The organism is Oceanobacter mangrovi, from assembly GCF_019740315.1.
Taxonomy (GTDB): Bacteria; Pseudomonadota; Gammaproteobacteria; order Pseudomonadales; family Oceanobacteraceae; genus Oceanobacter; species Oceanobacter mangrovi.
This window is the reverse complement of sequence record NZ_JAHXZR010000001.1, coordinates 545735-562406: the sequence shown is the minus strand read 5'-3', so window position 1 is coordinate 562406 and position 16672 is coordinate 545735. Positions and strand designations below refer to the sequence as shown.

Below are 16672 nucleotides of genomic sequence, written 5' to 3'. Positions count from 1 at the left end.
GGCCAGGCTTACAGCTGCAGGTAGGTGTAGGCCTGCAGCGATTCCGACAACTCACGCTGGAACAGCGCCTTGTCTTCATTGGTCAATGAACTTTGGGCCACCTGACTCATCAGCCGGTGACGAATATCGTCGGCGTTGAAGTTCACGTAGCTCAACACCTTGGCGATATGGTCGCCCCACACCGGGTTACGCAGTTGTGGATCACCATTGGCATCCATCACCACGTCAACCGAATCGGTATCGCCAAACAGATTGTGCAGGTCACCAAGAATTTCCTGATAGGCGCCAACCATAAAGAAGGCCAGCAAGTCGCCACGCTGGATCGATGGCAGCGGCAGGCTGGTGCTAAGACCTTCGCTTTCGACGTAGCAGTCGATGCGGCCGTCGGAGTCACAGGTGATGTCCTGCAAAACGCCACGGCGGGTCATTGGCTGGTTATGGCCGCACACTGGCAGAATCGGGAAGATCTGTTCAATGCCCCAGACGTCTGGCAACGACTGGAACAGCGAAAAGTTCACGAATACCTTGTCGGCCAGCTTTTCCTGCAACTCGTCGATCAGCGGCCGGTGCGAACGGTTGGCCGGATTGAGTTTTTCCATCAGCAGCTGGCTGGTACGGGCGTACAGGGTTTCGATGCTGGCACGCTGGGCCAGACTCAGCAGCCCGAGGCTGAATGAGGTATTGGCTTCGATGACCCAGTGCTGCACATCGTGGAACAGCTCCACCAGCGCGCCACTGGAACGGGTTTCCAACAGGACTTCATAAGCCCGGTGCAGCCCTTTCAGACAGACAGGATCATCGTCCTGTAGCGGCTCGAGTTCGCCGTCGGCAGGCCGTTCGTGATCGATAATCTCAGTCAGCAACACCGCATGGTGAGCCGTCATGGCACGGCCGGATTCGGTGATGATATTCGGCTCTGGCGAGCCCAGCTCGGCACTGATGTCTTTCATCGCCTCGACCACCTTGCGGGCGTATTCGAGCATGCTGTAGTTCATCGAACAGAGACTGCGAGAATGCGTTCCTTCGTAATCCACTCCCAGGCCGCCACCCACGTCGAGCCACTGTACCGGCACGCCCAGCTTGATCAGCTCGGCATAGATGCGGGTACATTCACGCAGGCCTGTGTGAATATCATGAATATTGGCGAGCTGGGAACCCAGATGGAAATGCAGCAGTTGCAGGGTGTCGAGCTGGTCCTGCTCTTTCAGCAATTCAATCGCCTGCAGAATCTGCAAGGCTGACAAACCAAACTTGGATTTCTCGCCACCGGTGTTTTGCCAGTTACCACGACCAATGGTGGTCAGACGGGCCCGCACACCAAGACGTGGCTTGACGCCAACCCGCTCGGCTTCACGCAGGATCAGTGGCAGCTCGGACATTTTTTCGATGACGAGAAAAACGTTATGACCCATTTTTTCGGCCATCAGCGCCAGCCGGATAAAGTGGGCATCCTTGTAACCGTTGCAGACAATATTGGCCTTGACGTTACGCGCCTGCGCCAGCACCGCAATCAGCTCCGGTTTGCTGCCAGCTTCAAGACCAATGCGTTCAACCCCGGCCTGCTGCTGACCTGCAATGATCTGCGCCACGACCGGCTGTTGCTGGTTCACCTTGATGGGATAAACCGGGCAGAAAGTGCCCTGGTAGTCGTTTTCTTCCCGCGCCCGCGCAAAGGCACTCACCAGACTCTGCACCCGGTGATGCAAAATGCCGGGAAAACGTACCAGCACCGGCAACCGTAAACCTTCCTGCTTGACCCGTTGCGCCAGCTCGCTGAGGTCGATACCGGCATCAGAAAGCGGGTCCGGATGCATGCAGATATTGCCTTCGGCGTTCACCCTGGCATATCCCTCACTCCAGTGTGGCAGGTTGAAGGCATCCGGGAGTAACGAAGGATTCTGAGTGGTCATAGGCATTCCTGGCTTGGGTTTCGCCTCGGGCGAGGGATGGGTTAAGGTAGCGCACGGCATATCCGGCTGGCATTCGGCAACGCTGCTGATATCGCTGATGTCGCTGTCACACGTCTCCGTGCGGTCGTCCTGAACTGTAGTCATGACGTCCGAGTTTAAAGAACATCGATCCATTTGAGTATCCGACATGACATATCCACAGGCAGATGGCTGGTTCACCGAGGTCTGCGATCCACAGGGCTCGGCCTTCTCTCTGAAAGTAAAAGGCCGGATAGATTCCGCTCAGAGCGACTTGCACACCATCGATATCTACGACACCGACAGCTTCGGCAAGTTGATGGTGATTGATGGCCGCGCCATGGCTGCTACCCGGACGAGTTTTATCTATTACGAAATGATGGCTCACACAGCGCTGTTTGCCCACCCCAACCCCAAACGGGTTGCCATTCTTGGCCTGGGAGACGGCGGCATTCTTCGCGAGGTACTGCAGCACCCCGCTATTGAGCAGGCGTGGCAAGTCAGCCCGGATGATCTGGTCAGCCGTCTGGCCGCACAGCATTTCCCTCAACAAGGCGACGCCATGCAGGACCCTCGCGCCAGGTTGCTGATCAGCGATGCCGCCAGCTGGCTCACAAGCCAGCCAGACGCATCGCTGGACCTGATTATTCTCGACCGCCAAGTCATTGCAGCTTCGGCCGTTGATTTTTATCAGCAGTGTTTTCGGGTTCTGACCAGTGACGGCATTCTGGTACAGGCGTCGGAATCGCCCCTCTATCAGGCCAACAGCCTGATTCCGCAACTGCATCGGGAACTGGCCCAGTCCGGCGCGGGCAGCAGCCACACCATGCCGTTTCCGCAGCCAATTTACCCGTCCGGTTGGTGGAGTTGCACACTCGCCAGCCAGGAGTCCGACGTCACGGTTTTCCGGATTGAAGATGCTGCCGAAAAACCTTTCCGCACGGGTTATTACAACGCCGAAACCCATGCTGCCGGTCTGGCGCTGCCGGAATTTATGCAGCGAGCACTGGGGCTGGAGGACTAGATAGGGGAAAACCAAACGCCAGAAAACAAAAAGCCGCACCAAGTGCGGCTTTTTGCTGACGTGCAAGTCGTTCAGATGGTCTTATTCGCGACCAGACATGAACTTGATAGCCGCCAGCAGTTCGTCGTCAGAACAGTTCAGGCAGTTACCTTTGGGTGGCATGCTGTTCAGACCGTGAATGGCGTTGTTCAGAGTGGCATCAAAACCTTTCTCCAGACGGGCATCCCAGGCTGCGGTATCACCTTTCTTCGGTGCACCCAGTACGCCAGCACCGTGACAGGCGATACACGCGCCGCCGTATACTTCTTCACCAGAGCGAGGACCGGAGGAAGCTGCCACAACAGCACCGCCACATTCTGCGCCCACACACACTTCACCCACTGGTGCGATGCGTGCACGAATCTTGTCTTCATTGGTCTCAGCAGCAGCGAAAGCTTGCGAAGCCACCAGAGTTGCAACAGCAACGATCAGTGCTTTGAAATGGTTCACAACGGTCCCCTTTTTTAAGCTAATACGGCTTATAAAAATTAAAATCGCGCGGATTATAGCGACTTTTTGCAAGCCAGTGGAATCACACACAATGATCGAGGGCAATGGAAATTGGTATTACGCCCGTTTCGCCACGCCAGCCATGACAGAATTTGCGGCCAACCGGGTTCTCGTTCAGCTGCATTTGCCGTTGCATTGCCACACACGGCAGGTAGAGTAAACCATCACGTCAAGGAGTGTACGCATGTTCCAATCCCATCCTGCTGCAATCGTCAGATCAGCACTACTGGTGCCATTGGCAGCCCTGCTGCTGAGCGCTTGCACCGTCAAGCTGGCCGCCCCGGACAAGCCGATCACCATCAACCTCAACGTCAAGATTGAGCATGAGGTACGGGTGAAGGTCGAAAAAGACCTCGAGAACCTGTTCGAACAAAACGACGCCCTTTTCTGAGCAGCGGAGAAACACAGATGAAATTTATGCTAACCCTGTTGGCGGGCCTGCTGGTCAGTGTTGCTGCCAGTGCACTCGATCTCGACTCGGCTCGTGAGCTGGGCATCGTCGGTGAACGTCTGGATGGTTATATCGGTCTGATTCAGGCAGATAACAGTGATGCAGCAACCCTGGTGAAAAGTATCAACACCCAACGTCGTACCCACTACCAGGAAATCGCCAACAAGCAGAACACGCCGCTGGCCAATATTGAAAAAATTGCCGGCGAAAAACTCACCGGCAAGGCCCGTGACGAAGGATTCTATTACCAGGCTGGCGACAGCAGCTGGCAACGCGAGCAATAACAGGAGTTAGTCGCATGGGTACATCAACCATCATTACCATCGTCGTCATCGTGGCGATCCTGCTTTATGTGGTGTCGGTCTACAACAATCTGGTCAACTACCGTAACCGGTTCCAGAACGCCTTTGCCCAGATCGAAGTGCAGCTGAAACGCCGCTACGACCTGATTCCCAATCTGGTGGAAACCGCCAAGGCCTACATGAGCCACGAGCGCGAAACTCTCGAAGCCGTGATCAGCACCCGTAACGAGGCGGTTGCCGGTCTGAAAGCCGCCGCCAGCATGCCAGGTGGCGCTGCCGCCATGACCAAACTGGCCAACAGCGAAACCGCTCTCAGTGGTGCCCTTAGCCGTCTGAATGTCACCATGGAAGCCTACCCCGAACTGAAGGCCAATCAGAACATGATGCAACTGTCGGAAGAGCTGACCAGCACGGAAAACAAGGTGGCGTTTGCGCGTCAGGCCTTCAATGATGCCGTGACCACCTACAACAGCTATCGCCAGTCATTCCCACCGGTATTTTTTGCCGGTATGTTCGGCCACCGGGAAGATGCCAAACTGCTGGAGTTCGCTGACAGTGCGCAAATCCAGTCGGCTCCCAAAGTCTCCTTTTAACAGGCGTCCTCTTGAACGGTGTTCTGTCATGAGCACCGTTTAAAAGCCCCACGACCACTATGAGCAGTCAGCCCAGGAGCAGTTAGCCCAGCCTATGGATTTCTTTGGTCATCAGGATCAGGCCAGAAAAAACAGCAAACGCCTGATCGCGCTGTTTCTATTGTCCGTCAGCGTACTGGTTATTGCCATCAATGCTCTTGCCGCCCTGCTGGTGTGGTATGGCGACGGCAAAACCATCAACAGCATACAACTGGCCCATCAAATGGGGCATTCCGGCTCCTGGCTGGACGCGGCCAACTGGCGCTACGCCGGGCTGGTCACGCTGGCGACCTTGCTGGTGATCAGCCTGGCCAGTCTGTTCAAATGGATGACCCTGCGTGGCGGTGGTCAGGTGGTCGCAGCCTCGCTGGGCGGCCGTCGGCTGGCCCCCAACAGCGACGACTTCTACGAACGTCGCCTGCTCAATGTGGTGGAAGAAATGGCCATTGCAGCCGGTATGCCAGTGCCGCCGGTGTTTGTGCTGCCCGACAGCAGTATCAATGCCTTTGCCGCAGGCTATCAGGCGTCTGATGCGGTGATTGGCGTCACGCGTGGCTGCATGACCAAACTCACCCGCGACCAGCTGCAGGGAGTCATCGGCCACGAATTCAGCCATATCGCCAACGGTGATATGCGTCTGAACATACGTTTGATCGCCATCCTGTTCGGCATTCTGTTTATTGCCCTGATCGGCCGCTTGCTGCTGGAATCCGGCAGTCATCGCGCCGCCGTGCGCAGTAGCGACAACAAAAATTCAGCGCCGTTGTTTGCCATTGGCCTGGCCTTGATGGGGCTGGGTTATCTCGGCGTGCTGTTTGGCAACCTGATCAAGGCGGCGGTCTCGCGCCAACGCGAATTTCTGGCTGATGCTTCGGCGGTGCAGTACACCCGTAACCCGTCCAGTATTGCCGATGCCCTGAAAGTGATTGGCCACGGCAGTGGCAGCCTGATTGGCAGTCCGGAGCGGGAAGAAACCGCGCATCTGTTTTTTGGCAGCGCAATGGATTTCAACTTCAGCGGTTTTGCCACGCACCCGCCGCTGGAACAACGCATTCGCCGTATTGATCCCAATTGGGACGGCCGTTACCTGCCACCGCAAACCGAGCAGCAGGCGCGAGATGAATCACCGGAAATCAGCCCCACCAGCCAAACCAGGGGTTCAGGAAAAGCCGCTGGTTTTGGTGCTGCGGCAACGCTGGCGACGGTTGCGGTCGCCGCCCAAACCATCGACAGCCTGTCGAGCGGGACGGCTGAACCATCACAGCCCGATGCCCTCACGCGACTGATCGAGATGGCCCGTGAACCCTTGTCTGCCCAAACGCTGCTGCTGTGTATGCTGATCGCCCCGGCGGAGCGCTTCGTTCATCAACAGCAGCTCGATCTGGTGCTGAAACAGCTCGGCCATGTGATTTATCGCGATGTCCTGCGACAGCTGACACTGGTTCAACAGATGGCGCCGTCACAGCGTCTGCCACTGGTCGAACGGGCGATTCCGGCTCTGAAACAGCTGTCCGAATCCCAATACCGCAGCTTTAACAAGGTGCTGGTCGAGATCATCAAGTCCGATGGCCAGATTGATTTGTTTGAATGGTGCCTGTTCCGTTTGCTGAACCAGTATCTGGAAGGCCATTTTGGCGACGTCAGCGCAGTCAAGGCGCGTTTCAGCAAACCTGAACAGGTGGCAGATGAAATGGCGGTGGTACTGTCGTATATCGCCCATTACGGCCACCAGGACGCAGAGACAGCGCAAGCCGCCTTTAACGCCTGTCTGGCCGATGGCGGTTTGGGTTCGCAAGGTATGAGTTTCCAGCCACCTGAAGGCCACAGCCTCAAAGCCATGAATGTTGCACTGACCAAACTGGTAGCCCTGTATCCGCACCTGAAAGCCCGGCTGTTGAAATCCATGGTGGCTTGCGCCCGCTATGACCGCCAGCTGACTATCAACGAACGTAACCTGATTCAGGCAATCGCGGTGATTCTGGAAACACCAGTGCCTGTCGGTGTCATTGAGAGTTTGTAAAGAGCGAGTTTGTGAAGAGCGAGTGTATAACAACGCTCAGCCCGCCGGGCTCATACCACATGCCGCCAGCGTCTGACTGATGGCTCGTACATGATTCCGGCTGGCTTGTTGAAACGCCTCACGAGTGCTCTGCAATTGTTCCGCCAGCCGTTGCAGCTGTTGCCACTGTGGTGTTTGCACATAATTCGACGGTGAGTCCGCACTCATCAGCGCCAGTAATTGCTGCAGTCGCGGTAACAGTTCACCACCAAAACGGTCGTTGCGACTCATGTAGGGCTGGAATTCGCCCACGTAAAATTTCACCACCACGTTTTGCAGAATCTCGGCGGCCACTGTTTTATGGCCCCGAGGACATAACGGCCGTTGCCGTTGACGCTGCTCGAGTAGCGCCGTGAGCTGCTGCAGTTGCGCCGTCAGCCATTGTTGGGTTCGTAGCCAACGCCCCAGCCCTTCCGATAGCAGCAGCTGCTGTAACTGATGTTCCATCTCTGCAGCATCATAGTTCCAGTCTTGCTGCTGCCAGTTACGGCCCAGGGCAATAGCATAATCCAGCGCCGTCAGTGCCGCACTCTGATAACCATCGTCGCCGGGCTGCCAGGGCTGTAAGTCAGCCGAAACCGAGCTGAACAGCCGCCATTCCTCACTGCCAAACCAGGCGTTCCACCACAGCGTCAGCCGTTGTTGCTGTTTCTGCTGCAGTACCTGCCCCAACTTGTCAGCCAGCTGATGATCGTTAGCCGCCTGTAATTGCTCGATGCATGCCGGTGCCTGCAATATAAAATCCCGCTGCTGGTGCATCTGCTGACTGGCCCCTGCCACCTTGCCCAGGCTGCTGTTGCCTTCCGCCACCACAGTGCCCAACTGACAACGGCCAAGCGCCAGAAAGTCCAGCAGGCTCGCGGATTGCGGCTGCAGTGGTAGCTGAAGCTGGCGCGGAGTCAGCATCGGCGCGACGGCAACAACGGCTAATTCCGGCAGCTCCAGTTCCAGTGTCCGCGCCAGCCGGGTCGGGTAATCCCGCAACTGATCCACAGGGTCCTGACTGCAGCCTGCGCTCACCAGCACAATCATGCCCAAACCCAGCCAGAGCACCAGCCAGAGTAAATGGTGAACAGGATTTTCAGCCGCTTATTCATTTACCACTCAATAGCCAGGCGAACTGCACGAAGTTTGATCACGGTTTATTGTGACCCGGTTGGTATTTGTTTACTATGCGCCGGACTTGAACCCGGAGGCCCACAGCCATGAATACCGTTGTTTACCCTGGTACGTTCGACCCCATTACCAACGGGCACACGGATCTGGTTGAACGCGCAGCACGGATGTTTGACCACATCATTGTTGCCGTTGCAGCTAATCCCAAAAAACGGCCGATGCTGGACCTCGAGCGTCGTGTAGATCTGGCCAGCGAGGTGTTGTCGCACCTGCGCAATGTTGAAGTGGTCGGATTTGATAATCTGTTGGCTGAATTTGTCCGCCAGCGCAATGCTAATATTATCTTGCGTGGACTGCGTGCCGTATCCGACTTCGAATACGAATTCCAGCTCGCCAATATGAACCGTGTATTGGCACCCAATGTGGAAAGCATGTTCCTGACACCAGCCGAGAAGTACTCCTTTATTTCATCAACGCTGGTGCGTGAGATCGCATCTTTGCAGGGGGACGTAAGCAACTTTGTCCACCCGGTGGTTGCCAAAGCCCTGCAGCAACACGTGAAAACGACCGGGCAATAAGCCTGGCAGAGGAGAGAGAAATGTCATTAATCATTACCGACGAGTGCATTAACTGCGACGTTTGTGAACCTGAATGTCCAAACGAAGCGATTTCTGCCGGTGAAGAAATCTACGAAATCGACCCGAAAAAGTGTACCGAATGTGTTGGTCACTACGACGAGCCACAGTGTCAGCTGGTTTGTCCGGTGGATTGTATCCCACAGGACGAAAACCACATGGAAACCCAGGAAGAACTGGAAGCCAAGTACGAGCGTCTGACCGGCAAGAAGATTTCCTGAGAAACTTCGTTACCGTCCCTGTCGAAACACCCTCTTGCGGTGTTTCGCCGGGTTATCCAAACTGGCCATGATTGCTGCTGGCCGCCCACAGGATAACCCATGATTTTCCCGTCTTTGCGACACTGCACCACCCTGCTGATCACTGCCGTATTATGGTCTCTGAGTATTGCCACTCAGGCTGCCACGACTCCAGACTCCGCCCTGCATCCACGGCCCGGCCAGCATGCTGTCGCCAGCGCCCATCCACTGGCAACCCGGGCCGGAATCGATATTTTGCAACAGGGCGGCAATGCCTTTGACGCCGCCATCGCCGTCGCCGCCAGCCTCGGTGTCGTCGAGCCATACAGTGCAGGCATTGGCGGTGGCGGCTTCTGGCTGCTGTATCTGGCCGACCGCGATGAATACCGTTTTATCGACGCCCGTGAAAAAGCCCCGGCCGCGGCGCACCGCGATTACTACATCAACGCCGACGGCAAGGTCGATCGCGACAAGGCAATTAACGGCCCCACCGCTGCAGCGATTCCTGGTCAGGCTGCCGCCTTTGACTGGCTGACTCAGCATTATGGCCGTCTGCCTCTGCAACAAACCCTCGCAGCCGCAATCCAGCAAGCCCAACAGGGCTTCCCTGTTTATGAACATTACCAGCGTCTGACCGGCTGGCGGCTGGATACCCTGCGCCGTTACCCGCAATCGGCCCGGCTGTTTCTGAACAAGGATGGCGAGATTCCTGAAGTGGGTGAGCTGATCCGCCAGCCGGAGCTGGCAGTCACCCTGCAGCGACTGGCAGAACAGGGCAGAGCTGGCTTTTACCAGGGAGCGACCGCAGCCGCCATGGTCAAGCAGGTACAGCAGGCCGGTGGCGACTGGACGCTGGCAGATCTCGCCAACTATTCCGTTGTTGAACGCCAGCCGATTCGGACAAGCGTTGGTCACGGCCAGTTTGAGCTGATCAGTGCGCCACCGCCGTCATCCGGCGGCGTCGCGCTGAGCCAGATGCTGACCATGCTGGAGCAGTTCGACTGGCAGTCGCTCGATACAGTGCCGCAAACCCAATTGCTGGCTGAAGTGATGCGGCGGGCTTACCTCGATCGCGCCCGTTATCTGGGTGATCCGGATTTTGTGCCGGTTCCCGTCAAGCAACTGCTCGACCCGGCCTATAACCGCCAGTGGGCGGCATCAATCGAACCCGGCAAGGCAACCCCCAGTTTGAGCCTGCAAGGTCCCAAAAACATCAAGGAAGGTTTTCACACCACCCATCTGTCAGTGATGGATGCTGAAGGCAATATGGTATCCGCAACGCTCAGCATTAACCTGCCGTTTGGCTCCGGCTTTACCGTGCCCGGTACCGGCATTCTGCTAAACAATGAGATGGATGATTTCTCGGCCCATCCCGGTGCGCCGAATGCCTATGGTCTGGTCGGCGCCGAAGCCAATGCCATCGCACCGGGTAAGCGCCCGCTGTCGAGCATGAGCCCGAGTTTCCTGATCTCCAGAGATCAGACCGCCATTATCGGCACCCCCGGCGGCAGCCGCATCATCACCATGGTGTTGCTGGGCATTCTCGAGGCCATGCAGGACAAACCCGTGCAGGACTGGGTGAGTCGGCCGCGTCTTCATCATCAGTATTTGCCAGACCGGATTCAGTACGAAGCCGCAGCACTGACAGCTGCCGAACAATCAGAGCTCAAAGTCATGGGTTATACGCTGAAGGACGCCGGCCGCCAGTATGGCAATATGCAGGCGATTCGCTGGGATCATCGTAACGGTGAAGTCAGCGCTGCGGCTGACCCCCGAGGGTATGGCAGCGCCATGGTGGTCGAACCGGCGGGCAATACCATTCAGAAGTAATGGCCAGACCGTCCCAGGATCAGCAGGGAGTCAGTTTCAGTATTTCTGACACTGCAGGCAATAGACGGTCGCCCGCTGCCCCAGACGGATTTCCTTCAGCGGCTGCTCGCATACCCGACAGGGTTTGCCACCACGGCCGTAAACCTGCAGCTCCTGGGCAAAATAGCCCGGCTGGCCGTCGCTGTTGACGAAGTCCCGCAGCGTCGTGCCACCTTGTTCAATGGCTTTGCCGAGCACCTGACGGATACAACCCAACAGCTTTTCATAACGCGGCTTGCTGATTTTGCCGGCCTGCGCAGTGGGCCGAATGCCCGCCATAAACAGGCTTTCATTAGCGTAGATGTTGCCGACTCCCACCATGGTGGCGTTATCCATGATAAACAGCTTGATCGCCTGTTTCTTGCCACGGCTTTGCTGATAGAGCGAATCTGCGGTCAGGCCGGTTTCTTCAGCAGGCAACAGTGGTTCCGGCCCGAGTGCTGCCAGCTGGTCAATCGTCGCGCCCTTGTCTTGCCATAGCAGTGCACCAAAACGACGGGGATCGTGATAACGCAGAATCCAGCCGTTCGACAGTACCCAGTCAACGTGATCGTGCAAACGGGCGTCTTCTTCCGGCTTGACGATACGCAATGACCCCGACATCCCCAGGTGCCAGATGGCAGTGCCGGACTCAAACTCCACCAACAGGTATTTACCGCGCCGATCCAGCCGCAAAACCTGTTGGCCAACCAGTCCGCTGATCTGCTCAGCCACCGGCCAGCGCAGCTTTGGCTGGCGAATGATCACCTGTTCGATGGTCTGGCCTTCGAGCCAGGGTTCAATGCCACGTTTGGTGGTTTCTACTTCGGGTAATTCAGGCATGAGAGTCTGGTGTCTGGTATGGGGATTGAGCGCGCCTGGCGTCGGACGTTTTATTGTAAGGCGGAACAGCCCATAAGCAACGCCTCAGACAGGCATAAAAAAACCCGGGAAGCCGAAGCTTACCGGGTTTTTCAAGCGTCTCTGCGAGACAGGGAGCAGATCAATTACTTGATCTTGGCTTCCTTGTACATCACGTGCTTGCGAACAACAGGATCAAACTTTTTGATCTCCATTTTCTCAGGCATAGTGCGCTTGTTTTTATCAGTCGTGTAGAAGTGACCAGTACCAGCACTGGAAACCAGACGGATCTTATCGCGTGGCATGATAGGCCTCCTTAGAATTTCTCGCCGCGAGCACGCAGCTCGGCCAGCACCGAATCGATGCCTTTCTTATCGATAATACGCATACCCTTAGCGGATACACGCAGACGAACAAAACGCTTTTCGCTCTCTACCCAGAAGCGGTGGTATTGCAGGTTAGGCAGAAAACGGCGCTTGGTTTTGATGTTTGAGTGGGAAACGTTATTCCCGGTAACAGGACCTTTACCTGTAACCTGACAAACCTTAGACATGGATCTAGCCCCGATTCTTAACTGTATCTATCGATCTTGAATTTGTTAGCAACCGTGGGCTTGGCGTGCTTGTTACGGCGACACCGAATAGGCCCTGGCTGAAAAGAGTTGCGCTTTATACCAAAAGCCAAAACACTGCGCAAGCAGAAGTTTATTTTTTGTACGAGATTTCGAGCGCCGATGTTCTCGCTGGCGGCATTATATCCAGCCCCGTTCGGCAAAAGAAACACACTCGCCATCACCAATGACCAGATGATCCAACACCCGGATATCAACCAGCCCCAGAGCCTGCTGCAAACGCTCGGTAATATGCCGATCAGCACGGCTGGGTTCGGCGACACCGGATGGATGATTGTGCGCCAGAATCACCGCCGCCGCGCTACAGGCCAGCGCCTGTTTCAGCACTTCACGAGGATAGACAGCAGCACCATCAATGGTGCCTCGAAACACTTCCTCGTATTTGATCACCCGGTTCTGGTTGTCGAGAAACAACACCACAAACACTTCATAGTCGCGGTCGCGAATGCGGGCAGCCAGATACTGGCGGGTAAGTTCCGGGCTGGTGAGGGCATCACCACGTTGCAGTTGTTCAGCCAGATGTCGGCGTGCCATTTCCAGCACGGCCTGCAACTGGGCGTATTTGGCATCCCCCAGCCCCATCGGCTCACAAAAACGTTGCTGACTGGCGGTTAACAAAGGGCGTAAACCACCAAATTCCTGCAAAAGCTCACGCGCCAGGTCAACGGCACTTTTGCCTTTTACACCGGTGCGCAAAAAAATCGCCAGTAATTCGGCATCTGATAGTGCCATGGCGCCCTGCGCCAGCAGTTTTTCGCGCGGCCGTTCCTGTACCGGCCAGTCCGTAATCGCCATTCTTGCCTCCATGCAAGTGTGCTTTTGACGGCCCTCCCAACAGGCGACTGACGGTTAGAATTGGGCGGAATCCGTCAGGCTGGGTATACTGCCGCCCGATTTTAACTCTGCAGCGGTGATTTCGGCCATGCTACAACTCGCGAACAAACGCATACTTCTGGGAATCAGTGGTGGTATTGCTGCCTACAAGTCCGCCGAATTGGTGCGCATTCTGACCAAAGCCGGAGCCAATGTACGGGTGGTAATGACCCAGGGCGCGAAGGAATTTATTACCCCGCTGACCCTGCAGGCATTGTCTGGCAACCCGGTGCATCACACCCTGCTGGATGAAGAAGCCGAAGCTGGTATGGGTCATATCGAGCTGGCCCGCTGGGCCGATCTGATTCTGATTGCTCCGGCTACCGCTGATCTGATTGCCAAATTGGCCGCCGGCATGGGCGATGAGCTGCTCACCACTCTGGTGCTGGCCAGCAAGGCACCGCTGTTCCTGGCGCCAGCCATGAACCAGCAGATGTGGGCCGCGGCAACGACCCAACAGAATTTACGCACACTGGCTGACCTCAAAGGCGACGACTTCGCCCTGTTTGGACCGGACTCCGGCGTCCAGGCCTGTGGTGACGTTGGCCCCGGCCGCATGCTGGAGCCAACCGACATCGCCAGCCTGCTGGCGCAGCGCTTCCAGCCAGGCCTGTTGACCGGCTGCAAGGTGGTGATTACCGCGGGCCCAACCCGTGAAGCGCTGGACCCGGTGCGTTACATCAGTAATCACAGCTCCGGCAAGATGGGTTACGCCCTCGCTCAGGCTGCGGTTGATGCCGGTGCCCAGGTCACGCTGATTTCCGGCCCGGTACGAATCCCGGCGCCTGACAGGGTCACGCTGGTGAATACCATCTCGGCGCAAGACATGCTGGAAGCGTCGCTGGCAACCATGGGCAACTGCGACCTGTTTATTGCCAGTGCTGCGGTCGCCGATTACCGCCCGGCCAACGTCGCCGAGCAGAAAATCAAAAAGGCCGGCGATGAAATCCAGCTGACGCTGACCAAAAACCCGGACATCGTCGCGACCATCGCCAACCATCAACAGCGCCCGGCAACAGTGGTGGGTTTTGCCGCCGAAACCACCGATGTCGACGGCTACGCCCGTGGCAAACTGGCGAGCAAGAATCTAGACATGATCGTTGCCAACGACGTGTCCCGTAGCGATATCGGCTTTAATTCCGACGACAACGCCGTCACCCTCTACAGCCGCGAAGGTCATCAGGATTTTGAGCGTATGAGCAAAACCCTGCTGGCGACCAAACTGATCCAGACCTTTGCCGAACGCTTGCGTAACCTCCGCGAGCACTAACCACAGCCACAGGAAGCTCCCATGCACACACTGCAATACAAAATTCTCGACCCGCGCCTGGGCGACAGCATTCCACTGCCTGAATACGCTACCCCGGGTTCAGCCGGACTCGACCTGCGCGCCTGTATCGACGCCGACAGCATCACCATCGAGCCGGGCCAGACCGTACTGATTCCGACCGGCATGGCGATCTATATCGAAGATCCGGGTCTGGCAGCCATGATTCTGCCGCGTTCCGGTCTTGGCCATAAACACGGCATCGTGCTGGGTAACCTGGTGGGTCTGATCGACTCCGATTATCAGGGCCAGCTAATGGTGTCTTGCTGGAACCGCGGTGCTGAAGCCTTCACCCTGAACTTTGGCGAACGTCTGGCCCAGCTGGTACTGGTTCCTGTGATTCAGGCGCAGTTCCATCAGGTTGAGGAATTCAGCGAAACCGAACGTGGTGCCGGTGGCTTTGGCCATTCTGGTCGCAGCTAGGCCGAATTGCCGCTGATTGGCTGCAGATCACACAGGCCGGAGCAGAGCTTGCCTGCTTCGGCTTTCAGACCACCCGGGTCTCAGTTCCACCACCCGACCGGAGCCTGTCGCCCAGCGGACAAACCACCCAATAGCAGTAACCACTAACCTCGCGCTATACTCCGGCACCGAGAATTCGAATAACCCCGCCGAGAAGGCCGTTCCAGCCTGCTCGCCCGGCATCCAAGGAGCTTCACCATGCCTCTGAACGGCCAAGACGCTATGAACACCGTAAATGTACTGAGTCAGGCTCTGCCCTACCTGCAGCGCTTTGTGGGTAAAACGGTCGTCGTCAAATACGGCGGTAACGCCATGATCGACGAAGACCTGAAGAACAGCTTTGCCCGCGACATGGTGATGCTGAAGCTGGTTGGTATTAACCCGATTGTTGTTCACGGCGGCGGCCCGCAGATTGGTGAGCTGCTTGAAAAGCTCAACATCGAAAGCCATTTTGTTAACGGTATGCGTGTCACCACTGAAGAAACCATGGATGTGGTTGAGATGGTGCTGGGCGGTCTGGTGAACAAGGAAATTGTTACCCTGATCAACCAGAACGGCGGCAATGCGATTGGTCTGACCGGTAAGGACGGCCAGCTGCTGCGCGCTCGCAAGCTGCACGTGACCAAGCGCTCACCGGATCTGGAAAAAGACGAAATCATCGATATCGGCCACGTCGGCGAAGTTGCCAGCATCAACGTCAAGGTGCTCAACATGCTCACTAACAGTGACTTTATCCCGGTGATTGCGCCTATCGGTGTTGGTGAAGACGGCCACTCCTACAACATCAACGCCGATCTGGTGGCAGGCAAGGTGGCGGAAGTGCTGCGTGCCGAGAAGCTGATCCTGCTGACCAATATCGCGGGCCTGATGGACAAGGAAGGCAAGGTACTGACCGGCCTGACTACCCAGCAGGTTGATGGCCTGATTGAAGACGGCACCATCTACGGTGGCATGCTGCCAAAGATTCGCTGTGCACTGGACGCGGTTCATGCTGGCGTGACCAGCTCCCACATCATTGATGGACGGGTTGCGCACTCCACGCTGCTGGAGCTGTTCACCGACGAAGGTGTTGGTACCCTGATCACCAATCGCAAAAACTAACAGCGCAAGAAACAGACGGAGGTTGCATGGCGGAGGAAAAGCTGTCCCGCAGAGACCAGATTCTTCAGGCTCTGGTACATATGCTGGAAACCCAGCCCGGGGCACGGATCACCACCGCTAACCTGGCCAAACAGGTTGGCGTGTCGGAAGCCGCCCTTTACCGGCATTTTCCCAGCAAGGCGAAAATGTTTGAGGGTCTGATCAGCTTTATCGAAGAGACCATTTTCAGCCGCATCAACCGTATCCTGCAGGATGTGCCAACCGCGGAAGAACGTTGTGGACACATCCTGCTGCTGGTACTGACGTTTGCCGAGCGTAACCCGGGCATGTGCCGATTGCTGTCAGGCGACGCCTTGTCGGGCGAAACCGAACGCCTGAGAGACCGAATCCATCAGCTGTTCGAACGCCTGGAGACCCAGTTCAAACAGGTGTTAAGGGAGGCTGAGCTGCGTGAAGGCAAACTGCCAACCCATACTGCCAGCTCACTGGCCAACCTGCTGACCGCCACTCTGGAAGGCAAGATACGCCAATACGTCCGCAGCGAGTTTGCAATCAAGCCAACCGCCTACTGGGATGAACAGTGGCAGTTGTTGCAAGGTCAGTTATTGCGTCAGAGCCAGGTTAGCGTCTGACG

The 16672-nt window shown here is 56.7% G+C and carries 19 protein-coding genes; 12 read left to right on the top strand and 7 right to left on the bottom strand.

Annotated elements, in window-relative coordinates; translation table 11 throughout:
• Positions 1 to 8 precede the first annotated feature (8 nt).
• Complete coding sequence (gene speA, locus K6123_RS02535; protein ID WP_246624567.1) at positions 9 to 1910, bottom strand: biosynthetic arginine decarboxylase; 1902 nt, start codon at positions 1908 to 1910, stop codon at positions 9 to 11.
• A gap of 187 nt (positions 1911 to 2097) precedes the next feature.
• On the opposite strand from speA, the gene K6123_RS02530 reads away from it, so the two are divergent.
• Positions 2098 to 2952, top strand: coding sequence for a spermine/spermidine synthase domain-containing protein (locus tag K6123_RS02530; protein WP_221793776.1), 855 nt, complete (start codon positions 2098 to 2100; stop codon positions 2950 to 2952).
• An 81-nt stretch (positions 2953 to 3033) separates the two neighbouring features.
• On the opposite strand, the gene K6123_RS02525 is transcribed toward K6123_RS02530, so the two are convergent.
• Positions 3034 to 3441 carry a c-type cytochrome gene (locus K6123_RS02525; protein ID WP_221793775.1) on the bottom strand — a complete coding sequence of 136 codons (408 nt, stop codon included), beginning with the start codon at positions 3439 to 3441 and terminating at the stop codon, positions 3034 to 3036.
• A 244-nt stretch (positions 3442 to 3685) separates the two neighbouring features.
• Here K6123_RS02525 and K6123_RS02520 point away from each other — a divergent pair, with 244 nt between their 5' ends.
• The 4 genes from K6123_RS02520 (at position 3686) to K6123_RS02505 (ending at position 6906) form a co-directional block, all read left to right on the top strand.
• On the top strand, positions 3686 to 3892 hold the full coding sequence (locus K6123_RS02520) for a YnbE family lipoprotein (RefSeq protein ID WP_221793774.1): 207 nt from the start codon (positions 3686 to 3688) through the stop codon (positions 3890 to 3892).
• 17 nt (positions 3893 to 3909) lie between these two features.
• Positions 3910 to 4236 carry a YdbL family probable chaperone protein gene (locus K6123_RS02515; protein ID WP_221793772.1) on the top strand — a complete coding sequence of 109 codons (327 nt, stop codon included), beginning with the start codon at positions 3910 to 3912 and terminating at the stop codon, positions 4234 to 4236.
• A gap of 14 nt (positions 4237 to 4250) precedes the next feature.
• Entirely contained in the window at positions 4251 to 4847 is a 597-nt protein-coding gene (locus K6123_RS02510; RefSeq protein ID WP_221793770.1) for a LemA family protein, read from the top strand.
• Positions 4848 to 4941: 94 nt separating this feature from the next.
• On the top strand, positions 4942 to 6906 hold the full coding sequence (locus tag K6123_RS02505; protein ID WP_221793768.1) for a M48 family metallopeptidase: 1965 nt from the start codon (positions 4942 to 4944) through the stop codon (positions 6904 to 6906).
• Positions 6907 to 6942: 36 nt separating this feature from the next.
• Here K6123_RS02505 and K6123_RS02500 read toward each other — a convergent pair whose 3' ends face one another.
• Positions 6943 to 7977 carry a DUF3080 family protein gene (locus tag K6123_RS02500; protein WP_221793766.1) on the bottom strand — a complete coding sequence of 345 codons (1035 nt, stop codon included), beginning with the start codon at positions 7975 to 7977 and terminating at the stop codon, positions 6943 to 6945.
• A gap of 173 nt (positions 7978 to 8150) precedes the next feature.
• Between K6123_RS02500 and coaD the strand changes: the two genes are divergently transcribed.
• The 3 genes from coaD to ggt all read left to right on the top strand — a co-directional run bounded on the left by coaD (position 8151) and on the right by ggt (position 10765).
• Positions 8151 to 8639 carry a pantetheine-phosphate adenylyltransferase gene (gene coaD / locus K6123_RS02495; RefSeq protein WP_221793764.1) on the top strand — a complete coding sequence of 163 codons (489 nt, stop codon included), beginning with the start codon at positions 8151 to 8153 and terminating at the stop codon, positions 8637 to 8639.
• A 20-nt stretch (positions 8640 to 8659) separates the two neighbouring features.
• Positions 8660 to 8917, top strand: a complete 258-nt coding sequence (locus K6123_RS02490) for a YfhL family 4Fe-4S dicluster ferredoxin (RefSeq protein ID WP_221793762.1) — start codon at positions 8660 to 8662, stop codon at positions 8915 to 8917.
• 99 nt (positions 8918 to 9016) lie between these two features.
• On the top strand, positions 9017 to 10765 hold the full coding sequence (gene ggt / locus K6123_RS02485; RefSeq protein ID WP_221793760.1) for a gamma-glutamyltransferase: 1749 nt from the start codon (positions 9017 to 9019) through the stop codon (positions 10763 to 10765).
• 36 nt (positions 10766 to 10801) lie between these two features.
• On the opposite strand, the gene mutM is transcribed toward ggt, so the two are convergent.
• The 4 genes from mutM to radC form a co-directional block, all read right to left on the bottom strand.
• On the bottom strand, positions 10802 to 11626 hold the full coding sequence (mutM, locus tag K6123_RS02480) for a bifunctional DNA-formamidopyrimidine glycosylase/DNA-(apurinic or apyrimidinic site) lyase (protein ID WP_221793758.1): 825 nt from the start codon (positions 11624 to 11626) through the stop codon (positions 10802 to 10804).
• A 164-nt stretch (positions 11627 to 11790) separates the two neighbouring features.
• Positions 11791 to 11949, bottom strand: coding sequence for a 50S ribosomal protein L33 (rpmG, locus tag K6123_RS02475; protein WP_036533854.1), 159 nt, complete (start codon positions 11947 to 11949; stop codon positions 11791 to 11793).
• Positions 11950 to 11960: 11 nt separating this feature from the next.
• Positions 11961 to 12197 (bottom strand): 50S ribosomal protein L28, encoded by a 237-nt coding sequence (gene rpmB / locus K6123_RS02470; RefSeq protein WP_221793756.1) that lies wholly within the window; start codon positions 12195 to 12197, stop codon positions 11961 to 11963.
• Between the two features lie 198 nt (positions 12198 to 12395).
• Positions 12396 to 13070: a RadC family protein gene (gene radC, locus K6123_RS02465; RefSeq protein WP_221793754.1), complete on the bottom strand. Its 675-nt coding sequence runs from the start codon at positions 13068 to 13070 to the stop codon at positions 12396 to 12398.
• A 127-nt stretch (positions 13071 to 13197) separates the two neighbouring features.
• Here radC and coaBC point away from each other — a divergent pair, with 127 nt between their 5' ends.
• The 4 genes from coaBC to slmA all read left to right on the top strand — a co-directional run bounded on the left by coaBC (position 13198) and on the right by slmA (position 16670).
• Positions 13198 to 14418, top strand: a complete 1221-nt coding sequence (gene coaBC / locus K6123_RS02460) for a bifunctional phosphopantothenoylcysteine decarboxylase/phosphopantothenate--cysteine ligase CoaBC (protein ID WP_221793752.1) — start codon at positions 13198 to 13200, stop codon at positions 14416 to 14418.
• A 21-nt stretch (positions 14419 to 14439) separates the two neighbouring features.
• Positions 14440 to 14898: a dUTP diphosphatase gene (dut, locus tag K6123_RS02455; protein WP_221793750.1), complete on the top strand. Its 459-nt coding sequence runs from the start codon at positions 14440 to 14442 to the stop codon at positions 14896 to 14898.
• Positions 14899 to 15135: 237 nt separating this feature from the next.
• Entirely contained in the window at positions 15136 to 16038 is a 903-nt protein-coding gene (argB, locus tag K6123_RS02450) for an acetylglutamate kinase (protein WP_221793748.1), read from the top strand.
• 26 nt (positions 16039 to 16064) lie between these two features.
• Positions 16065 to 16670 carry a nucleoid occlusion factor SlmA gene (gene slmA, locus K6123_RS02445; protein WP_221793746.1) on the top strand — a complete coding sequence of 202 codons (606 nt, stop codon included), beginning with the start codon at positions 16065 to 16067 and terminating at the stop codon, positions 16668 to 16670.
• Positions 16671 to 16672 lie beyond the last annotated feature (2 nt).

What these genes read in the sequence shown, in the direction of transcription:
- speA (WP_246624567.1), bottom strand. Translation starts at nt 1,910, where the DNA reads ATGACCACTCAGAATCCTTCGTTACTCCCGGATGCCTTCAACCTGCCA.
- K6123_RS02530 (WP_221793776.1), top strand. Translation starts at nt 2,098, where the DNA reads ATGACATATCCACAGGCAGATGGCTGGTTCACCGAGGTCTGCGATCCA.
- K6123_RS02520 (WP_221793774.1), top strand. Translation starts at nt 3,686, where the DNA reads ATGTTCCAATCCCATCCTGCTGCAATCGTCAGATCAGCACTACTGGTG.
- K6123_RS02515 (WP_221793772.1), top strand. Translation starts at nt 3,910, where the DNA reads ATGAAATTTATGCTAACCCTGTTGGCGGGCCTGCTGGTCAGTGTTGCT.
- K6123_RS02510 (WP_221793770.1), top strand. Translation starts at nt 4,251, where the DNA reads ATGGGTACATCAACCATCATTACCATCGTCGTCATCGTGGCGATCCTG.
- K6123_RS02505 (WP_221793768.1), top strand. Translation starts at nt 4,942, where the DNA reads ATGGATTTCTTTGGTCATCAGGATCAGGCCAGAAAAAACAGCAAACGC.
- K6123_RS02500 (WP_221793766.1), bottom strand. Translation starts at nt 7,977, where the DNA reads ATGATTGTGCTGGTGAGCGCAGGCTGCAGTCAGGACCCTGTGGATCAG.
- coaD (WP_221793764.1), top strand. Translation starts at nt 8,151, where the DNA reads ATGAATACCGTTGTTTACCCTGGTACGTTCGACCCCATTACCAACGGG.
- K6123_RS02490 (WP_221793762.1), top strand. Translation starts at nt 8,660, where the DNA reads ATGTCATTAATCATTACCGACGAGTGCATTAACTGCGACGTTTGTGAA.
- ggt (WP_221793760.1), top strand. Translation starts at nt 9,017, where the DNA reads ATGATTTTCCCGTCTTTGCGACACTGCACCACCCTGCTGATCACTGCC.
- mutM (WP_221793758.1), bottom strand. Translation starts at nt 11,626, where the DNA reads ATGCCTGAATTACCCGAAGTAGAAACCACCAAACGTGGCATTGAACCC.
- rpmG (WP_036533854.1), bottom strand. Translation starts at nt 11,949, where the DNA reads ATGCCACGCGATAAGATCCGTCTGGTTTCCAGTGCTGGTACTGGTCAC.
- rpmB (WP_221793756.1), bottom strand. Translation starts at nt 12,197, where the DNA reads ATGTCTAAGGTTTGTCAGGTTACAGGTAAAGGTCCTGTTACCGGGAAT.
- radC (WP_221793754.1), bottom strand. Translation starts at nt 13,070, where the DNA reads ATGGCGATTACGGACTGGCCGGTACAGGAACGGCCGCGCGAAAAACTG.
- coaBC (WP_221793752.1), top strand. Translation starts at nt 13,198, where the DNA reads ATGCTACAACTCGCGAACAAACGCATACTTCTGGGAATCAGTGGTGGT.
- dut (WP_221793750.1), top strand. Translation starts at nt 14,440, where the DNA reads ATGCACACACTGCAATACAAAATTCTCGACCCGCGCCTGGGCGACAGC.
- argB (WP_221793748.1), top strand. Translation starts at nt 15,136, where the DNA reads ATGCCTCTGAACGGCCAAGACGCTATGAACACCGTAAATGTACTGAGT.
- slmA (WP_221793746.1), top strand. Translation starts at nt 16,065, where the DNA reads ATGGCGGAGGAAAAGCTGTCCCGCAGAGACCAGATTCTTCAGGCTCTG.